This is a genomic window from Lamprobacter modestohalophilus (assembly GCF_016583905.1).
Taxonomy (GTDB): domain Bacteria; phylum Pseudomonadota; class Gammaproteobacteria; order Chromatiales; family Chromatiaceae; genus Lamprobacter; species Lamprobacter modestohalophilus.
In genome coordinates this window covers 1-7,574 of sequence record NZ_NRRY01000092.1, presented here as the reverse complement: position 1 = coordinate 7,574, position 7,574 = coordinate 1, and the positions used below count along the sequence as shown (strand labels likewise).

Genomic DNA, 7,574 nt, shown 5'->3' with positions numbered 1-7,574 from the left:
CTTGACGCTGGTCGCATCGAAAATGTCATCCAGCCAGGTGTCGAGCTGCGCTTCAGAGGCTGCGCTGATGCGCTGCGCGGCCCAGCGTGGTAACGGGCCAAAGCGACGGCTGAGCTGTCGACGCAAGGTTGCGACCTTCGCCTCGGTCCTGCCCTCGGTCCTGCCCTCGGTCCTGCCCTCGGTCTTGCCCTCAGTCTTGCCCTCGGTCTTACCCTCAGTCTTACCCTTGGCCTCACCCTTGGCAAAGATCGACTGATAGGCCTTGGTCTCCTCGAGCGGAGTCACGAGATTCAACATGGTCCAAATCTCCTCATCGGTATAGCGGCTGAAGCGTTCAAAAAACCAGAATTCCAACACTTCTGACAACGTCTCGCGGGTGTCTGCGTCGAGCGGTGCCTGTTGGATCGTCTGCCAGAGCAGCGGGGCGCGTTGCGTCAGCTCGGCATCCGTCTCGATGATCAGCGGGGCGAAGACCGCGACATAGGAATTGTCGGGCTCGCGCGCGAGCCACTCGCGCAGGAAGCTGTCGAGACTGATGCAGCGGATCGGCGAGCCTGGGGCATGCACCCAGTGCGGTCGCTCGGGAATATCCGCCGCGCGCAGGAACACGGCCATGCCGAGGACTTCATGCTCGGGGTTCTCCTCGCCATAGAGGCCGATCTTGGCGGCGAGGTTGTACAGGGACTTAGCCTTGGGCTGGGTAACTTCTCAATAAGTCACGGCACGCCCGCGGCCACCGCTCGCTCACGGACAATGTCCGGCAACGGCGGAATCGTGCCGGTCTGCTCAATGCGATCGTTGAGATACTCCCAAAAAGAGATGCCCAACTTGCGGCAGGTCTTCTTCAGGCTGGCGAAGGTATCGCGGCATCGTCGCCCGAGGTCACTGCGGGTTCCGCCGCTGATCTTGCGCCATTTGACGTAGCCGCGGATGTCGTTCTCACTGCCGTTGGTGTGCAGCGGGATGTCGGGGCGCAACAAGACCAGTAGCAGCTCGCTCTGGTGGCGATGTAGCCGCTTCAAGGTCTGGTTGAGGACGGCAAAGGAGGTCTTCTGGGTGAAGATCGCCTCGAAGCGCTCGCGCAGCGCGGCGCTGGCCGCAGGATCGGGGTCACGCTGGTAGGCTTTGAGGTCAGCGTAGAGCGTCCAGATCTGATCGCGCACGCTTTGCTGATCGGCGCGCTGCTGCGCATTGAGCGGGATGAGCTTGTGGATCAGCCGCTCGGCATGCACCCAGCACAGGGCATGAAGCAGGATGGCGAATTGCCCGGCCCCGTCGCTGACGATGACCAGCTCACGTGAGAGACCGTTGGCCAAGAGCCCCGCCAGCAAGGCGCCTTCGGTGGCGATGCGCTGGTGGCGCTCCTTGGTGATCCCCAGCGCGCTGAGATGCTCGCCCCAGGCGCTGGCGGTGGTGAGCTCACGGATCGGGGAGGCCATCAGCGCCTCGCGCTTGGCCTGGGGAAGGCCCTGCTCGTGCCAATAGGTCAGGGCCTCTGCGGTGCAGCTGTAGAGCGGATCGCCGGCTTGCAGCAGGGTGAGGAAGTTGATCCGACTCTTGCTGTCGGTGCTGCTGAACCAGGCAAAGAGGTCATTGCCGATCTGGGGCACGTAGCCGTTGCGACCCTGATGGCGCGCCCCGGAGTCATCGACCGTGATGCAGGGGCTCACCTCGAGGCCGACCTTGAGCAGGTCATCCTTCTCGGCAAAGAACGCCTCGTTGTGTCCACTGAGCAGGGCGTCGATCTGCCCCACCGAGAGGTCGAGGCCCCATTCCAGCAACTGCTCGCGCAGCAACGGCTGGGTGACATGACAGTGATGGTACTGGTAGAGCGCATAGGCGCGCAGGCCGGTGCCGAAGTGTCCGCCCTGCAGGGTGCTCGGCAATTCGCCGCACAGCCACTCGCCATCCGGGGTTTGCCAGACCTCAAGGCGGTAGCGGGTGTTGTGCGCTTCAATCTTGAGATCTTGCACCACCACGTCGCGATAGCCCTTGAAGCGCGAGCCCGGTGGGGGTGGTTGACGCGGTGGAATACGGCGGTCTTCGTGGATCTTCAGCTGCGCGGTTTTGGCGCGCTTACTCGAGCCCGGGCGCTTGCGAGTGCCTTTGGACTGGTCCTCGTCGCCTTACTGATCCTCGCCTTGCCCGGCCTTCTGCTCCATCCCGCTGGGCTTGAAGCGCGGCTTGCCTTTCTCGCCCTTGAGCCTCGCGATCTCATCGCGTAGCTGTTGGATGGTCTCGGTCTGCTGCTGGGTCTGCTCGGCCAAGGTCTCGATCAGGCGTACCAACTCATCGATCAGCGCGGTGCGCTCGGTCTCGGGAATGGGTGGGAGTTCGATCACAGCGGCTCAGGCAGGGACTTCTCAGGGTCAGGACAAGGGTGTCTGATCGCCATGTTAACGCAGTAGCGGCTCCCGGTTGCCGTGACTTATTGAGAAGTTACTGGGCTGGGCCTGAAACTCGACCACATAGGCGGGGCCTGAGTGGCCGTCGGGCGCGACCAAGCCATCGAGTCGGCGCTCGAGGCTTTTGAGGGTCAGCGAGCAGACCTTGTAGGCGCCTTCAAGCCGCAGACCGCCGGTGAGCACCCGAAAGGCCTCGGGGCCGCTGCGCAGAAACAGTATCAGAATGTCGGAAATGCAGATTAGCAGGGCTTCTGGCATCGGCGTAAGCGGCAAAATGCATCACCGCACTCGGCCGGTAGGTCTCGATGACCGCATCCAGCCGTGCCCGATCGTTGATATCCCCCTCCTCAAGCGGTCCCCCGTTCCTACCACCCGCTAGGATGCGGGGCGCTAGCGCGCTGCCCTGTTCGCCTCAGCATGGTTCGCCTCAGCATGCACAAAATTATTTCTTGTATCCAGGAAAGAATGTTGCAGACTGAGGCGATCGGTATATTGTTTACCAAATAAAGAAAAGTATTCGGAATCCTAAAGCTAATGGCGCGCACCATCCGCCCAATCCCCCTGCCCAGCCGGCCAACCATCGAGACGCAGGCCGAGTTTGGCGCCTTCATCCGCAGCCTCCGCACCCAGTTGGGACTACGCATCGATGACGCCGCCGCCCTCTGCGGCGTGTCCGTTGCCTTGCTCTCGGCACTGGAGAGCGGCAAGCCTCGCAGTATCGGCCTGGATAAAGCCTTGCATATCGCCCAGCAGTTGGGACTTGCCGTGCTCGCCATCCCCCGAGCCGACCTACCCGATACGCTCCATCGCCTGGAGTCTAAACAGTGACGGCGCATCACCTCAATGCCTGGGTCGGAGCGCAGCCCATGGGTACGCTCAGCTATGACGACAAAACCGGCTTATTCGCCTTCCAGTACGCCCCTGCTTGGGCGGACGCCAGTGCCAGCTTTCCCCTGTCGCCCGCGTTGCCAATCAGCCAACAGGACCAGGCCAACGCGCAACATCACTCAGTCAGCGTGCGCCGCTTTTTCGAGAACCTCTTGCCCGAGGGCAAGGCACTCGATGACGCCGCCGCCACCCATCGCCTCAGCAAGGCAAACCTCTATGGGTTGCTCCTCGCGCTGGGTCGCGAAAGCACCGGCGCCATCAGTCTGCTCCCAGTGACAACGCAACATCCTGAACAGGCACCCAATTCAAGCCGGGAGATCAGCCCACAGGAGCTCTCCGAGCGGATTCGCAACAGACCCCACCAGCCCTTCAACGTGTGGGACGGGCGCGTGCGCATGTCCATCGCCGGCTATCAGGACAAGCTCGCGGTCTATATCAACGACAATCGTCTGTATCTCGTTGAGGGTCGTCTGGCTTCGACCCACATCCTCAAGCCCGAGCCACTCAGCTCCAATCTTCCCAACCTCGTCGCCAATGAGCATTTTTGCCTGAAGCTCGCGGCAAGCCTAGGCCTGCCCACCATCGACGCCACCATCCTGCGCACGCCTGACCCAGTCTTGATCGTGCCACGCTTCGACCGGCGACGCGTTACTAACCAGATCGAGCGTCTGCATGTCATCGACGCCTGTCAGGCGCTCGATCTTGGCGTCAGCCACAAGTACGAGCGAAACTTCGGCATCGGTCGCGATGTGGCCCATATTCGCGATGGCGTCAGCATCGAGCGCCTATTCTCCATTGCGAGGCATGCATTATCAGGTGCTGCCATGCGTCTCGGGCTGTTGCGTTGGATTCTTGTGCAATACCTGATCGGCAACAGCGATGCCCATGGCAAGAACATCTCGTTCTTCGTCGAACCTGGCGGTCTGCGACTGGCTCCCTCCTATGATCTTGTCGCTGTTTGCATCTATCCACAGGTCGACCATGAACTTGCCATGGCGATCGGCGACGAATTCAACATCAGCCAAGTTCGGGCATTCGACTGGGCCGAACTGACCGACCAGAGCGGCCTGCAACGCCGACTCGTGGCCCGCGAGATGCGACGCATCACCAGAGCGCTTCGAAAGGCGCTCCCCGAATTACAAGCCTGGACTGGGTATACAAGCGAAGAACAATCACGAATCGCAGACATCGCAGCCTTTGTCCTGACACAAGCCGCCAAACTGGATGACATTGCCAAGGATCTGCCTGACGTACTTACAGACTGAGACCTGACCGGCTTAGCTCTTGTCTCGCTCACGCAAATACCGCTGTTCTCTCAGCTTGACCTGTTTGACCTTGTCCGGCTGCTGGCGGGCCTTGTCGAGCGGATTGGCCTTGCCAAAGTCCACCAGCATGCGCTCGGTGCCGGCCGAGACCAGCGAGCGCGTGGTGCGGATCAGCAGCGCGCCGCGGCCGACACGTGGGCAGGGGACTTCGGCCAGCTCGGTGCTGCCGTCTTTCAGGTTCTGCAGGATTTGTTGCACGGGGTTCCCAGTGCAATGACGAACTCGCTAACGCAGATGGCGATGCGGGTCCTGTCGACCGTGCAGGACACGTACAATCTCGACGCAACCCTTGGTCAAACGATAAAAAACGAGATGACTGGCGACTGGCAGACTTCGCAATTCCGGCAAGAGGTCGTGACGCTCAACACCAACCAACGGAAACTCCGTCAGTGCCCAGAGCTGCTCCTTCAATCGACCGAGATACTCCCTCGACTGCGCTTTGCCCCAAGTCTGGTTGCCAAAGCGGTGAATTTCCGCCAAGTCATCTCTCGCCGCAGGAGAGATGACCAACGGATGACGGCTCATGCCGGTCGATCGTCTTGGATGGCGTCGAACAGCCGATCCAAGCTGCGTTTGGAATCAACCGCGATGCCTTCACCGCGATCAAGCTGCTGAAGCCCGATCTGGAGCTGTTCGCGCAGGTGCGCGCGCTTGATGTCCTGAACCCAGGCCTCGTGGGCATCCATAAAACGCAAGGCTTCACGAATCACCTCACTCGCGTTGTTATACAGGCCAGTGTCAACCTTTGCCCGGACACGATTTTCCAGCTCAGGGGTCAATGAAACATGCATGGTGTCGTCCGTTAGTGAGAGGATGCGAAAATGCTGGACGCCTTAGCAAAGATTGTCAAACCTTGGCTGGGTGGTCCGCTGTCGATGCCGCCGCCCAGCACCACGGCGACATCGGCCGCAGGCAGCTCGGTGACCGGTCAATTGGCGAACCGGCCCTCGAGCGACAATCGCAGCGCATCAAAGACCGCCGGCAACTTCGCGGCTACCGTAAACGCTGGCGATGACCGGCGTTTACCGCTCCAGCGTTTGCCGACGCAAGCCCCTACAACAAGACCTGAGCCAGTGTTCGGGTCGCTTACGCACCACATGCACCCAGACCGTTTGATCCAATTCCGCGTGTTCCGCTTCGATTGCTTCGCCCAGCGCCTTCATCTCTGGGGTTGGCTCCACGGGTACGGTGATCGAGTTCAACATGATCCCGGTCTCCTCGGCGGTATAGCGGCCGAAGCGTTCAAAAAACCACCGGTCATCACCCGAAAGGCCTCAGGGCCACTGCGCAGACATCCGTCGTCCCGGCTCATGCCTCCGTCGTCCCGGCTCATGCCTCTGTCGTCCCGGCCGGGAAGCCGGGACCTAGGCCAGGGAGGGTGAGCGGGCAGCAATCTGCTGAGCTTCGGTGTTTGCTGCGAGGTTGCTTTCCCTGCACGGGATTCCGGCTTCCCGGCCGGAATGACGGAGGGGGGGGCCGGAATGACGGAAGGGCACGTGGCCGGAATGACGGAGGGGATTCATTGTCCGGCGTGGCGCCATGGCCTCTAATGGTCCCTGCGCTGCTTGGCTAACCAGGCTTCGATGGTGGCAGGATCAAGCCCTTTGAGGCGCTCTTCAGGATCATAGCGCTGCAGCACTTCGTCCGGATCAAGCCCCTTGAGGCGTTCCTCGGGATCATAGCGCTGAAGTATTTCGTCCGGATCAAGCCCCTTGAGGCGCTCTTCAGGATCAAGCCCCTTGAGGCGCTCTTCAGGATCATAGCGCTGAAGCACTTCGTCCGGATTAAGCCCCTTAAGCCGCTCTTCTGGAGTCATGTTGGCGAGCACCAGTTCATGGGTCTCGCGGAGAAAGTCCTCCATCGTGTAGGCCATCTCAAGATTCTCCCGTTGATAGATGAGGTGCATGCGTTCGAGCAGTTCCCAGTGTCCACCCCGACTTGGATGCGGATGGCGGGCGCGGTAGTGGATCAGCCCTTGGCGGATGCGATCTTGCTCGCTGGCAAAGAGTTCCCAGGGCGCGTTGCGCGGATGCTTAGCGATGGCGTTTAAGACGATCAGGCGCACCGGCTGTCCGCCCCAGGGGAGCTCATAAACGCCTTCCCAGGCGGTGGGCGTCAGCGGATGCCGACGCTGCAGGGCCTTGGGAAAGCGGGTGGCGACGGCGTAGAGGCCGAAGGCGTCTGGCCGGTGGCGTTGGCCGTCGGGGTTGAGCCTGAGCTTGCGGTAGTTGACGTAGTGGCCGATCAGCTCATCGAGGGTCCAAGCGGTGAGCGCTTCGTGCTGGGATTTGTAGGTCAGCAGGTTGTGCGGGCGCAGGTTCTCGAGCCCGTCGGGCAGTTCCAGCGGGCGGTGTGCGGCCCCTTCTCCCTTGGCCTCAATGATGGCGACATCGAGCAATTGGCTGCGCAGCGCCAGTTCTTGCTCGAGCTCGACCCGCCACGGGGCACCTTCGAAGACTTCCATCAGCGCGATGCCGAACAGCCGATGCCATTGGCGCAGGCGCTCGTCGCGGGGCTCGATGGGGTCGCTTGGGGGGTCGCTGGTCATGGCCTGAGTATAGCGGCAAGCGGCGCTTCGCTTCTCGCGCCTAGCCCTCGTCGTCCCGGCCGGGAAGCCGGGACCTAGGCCATGGATGGTGAGCGGGCAGCAACCTGCCGAGCTTCGGTGCCTGCTGCGAGGTTGCTTTCCCTGCGCTGGATTCCGGCTTCCCGGCCGGAATGACGGGGGGGCAGTGGCCGGCATCACGGAGGACATGCCATGACATCGAATGTGATCACCTCACGAATGTGATCTTTTCAATGGCGCTCGCCCTTATCGCCGAGCAAATCCTTGACGCTGGTCGCATCGAAAATGTCATCCAGCCAGGTGTCGAGCTGCGCTTCAGAGGCTGCGCTGATGCGCTGCGCGGCCCAGCGTGGTAATGGGCCGAAGCGACGACTGATCTGTCGACGCAAG

10 protein-coding genes are annotated in these 7,574 nt (G+C 61.6%); 2 read left to right on the top strand and 8 right to left on the bottom strand.

Annotation, left to right across the window (positions count from 1 at the left end; translation table 11 throughout):
* From CKO42_RS25145 to CKO42_RS25135, 4 genes are all read right to left on the bottom strand, one after another.
* A partial coding sequence (locus CKO42_RS25145) for a DUF2887 domain-containing protein (RefSeq protein ID WP_420844344.1) occupies positions 1 to 660 on the bottom strand: 660 nt, incomplete at its 3' end.
* 56 nt (positions 661 to 716) lie between these two features.
* Complete coding sequence (locus CKO42_RS28365) at positions 717 to 1,973, bottom strand: IS66 family transposase (RefSeq protein ID WP_338035005.1); 1,257 nt, start codon at positions 1,971 to 1,973, stop codon at positions 717 to 719.
* 153 nt (positions 1,974 to 2,126) lie between these two features.
* On the bottom strand, positions 2,127 to 2,342 hold the full coding sequence (locus CKO42_RS27680; RefSeq protein WP_242479691.1) for a hypothetical protein: 216 nt from the start codon (positions 2,340 to 2,342) through the stop codon (positions 2,127 to 2,129).
* 54 nt (positions 2,343 to 2,396) lie between these two features.
* On the bottom strand, positions 2,397 to 2,663 hold the full coding sequence (locus CKO42_RS25135; protein ID WP_338035004.1) for a DUF2887 domain-containing protein: 267 nt from the start codon (positions 2,661 to 2,663) through the stop codon (positions 2,397 to 2,399).
* A gap of 276 nt (positions 2,664 to 2,939) precedes the next feature.
* On the opposite strand from CKO42_RS25135, the gene CKO42_RS25130 reads away from it, so the two are divergent.
* Positions 2,940 to 3,233: a helix-turn-helix domain-containing protein gene (locus CKO42_RS25130; RefSeq protein ID WP_200251510.1), complete on the top strand. Its 294-nt coding sequence runs from the start codon at positions 2,940 to 2,942 to the stop codon at positions 3,231 to 3,233.
* The gene (locus CKO42_RS25125) at positions 3,230 to 4,558 is read left to right on the top strand and encodes a HipA domain-containing protein (RefSeq protein WP_338035003.1); all 1,329 of its coding nucleotides are present in this window, start codon (positions 3,230 to 3,232) and stop codon (positions 4,556 to 4,558) included. Before CKO42_RS25130 ends, CKO42_RS25125 begins: the two co-directional genes overlap by 4 nt.
* 12 nt (positions 4,559 to 4,570) lie before the next feature.
* Here the strand turns inward: CKO42_RS25125 and CKO42_RS25120 are convergent, their stop codons facing one another.
* From CKO42_RS25120 to CKO42_RS25105, 4 genes are all read right to left on the bottom strand, one after another.
* Positions 4,571 to 4,816 (bottom strand): hypothetical protein, encoded by a 246-nt coding sequence (locus CKO42_RS25120; protein WP_242479687.1) that lies wholly within the window; start codon positions 4,814 to 4,816, stop codon positions 4,571 to 4,573.
* A gap of 27 nt (positions 4,817 to 4,843) precedes the next feature.
* Entirely contained in the window at positions 4,844 to 5,143 is a 300-nt protein-coding gene (locus tag CKO42_RS25115) for a type II toxin-antitoxin system RelE/ParE family toxin (protein ID WP_200251498.1), read from the bottom strand.
* Entirely contained in the window at positions 5,140 to 5,409 is a 270-nt protein-coding gene (locus CKO42_RS25110; RefSeq protein WP_200251495.1) for a type II toxin-antitoxin system ParD family antitoxin, read from the bottom strand. The genes CKO42_RS25115 and CKO42_RS25110 overlap by 4 nt, the downstream gene beginning before the upstream one ends.
* Before the next feature lie 755 nt (positions 5,410 to 6,164).
* The gene (locus tag CKO42_RS25105) at positions 6,165 to 7,166 is read right to left on the bottom strand and encodes a hypothetical protein (RefSeq protein ID WP_200251492.1); all 1,002 of its coding nucleotides are present in this window, start codon (positions 7,164 to 7,166) and stop codon (positions 6,165 to 6,167) included.
* Positions 7,167 to 7,574 lie beyond the last annotated feature (408 nt).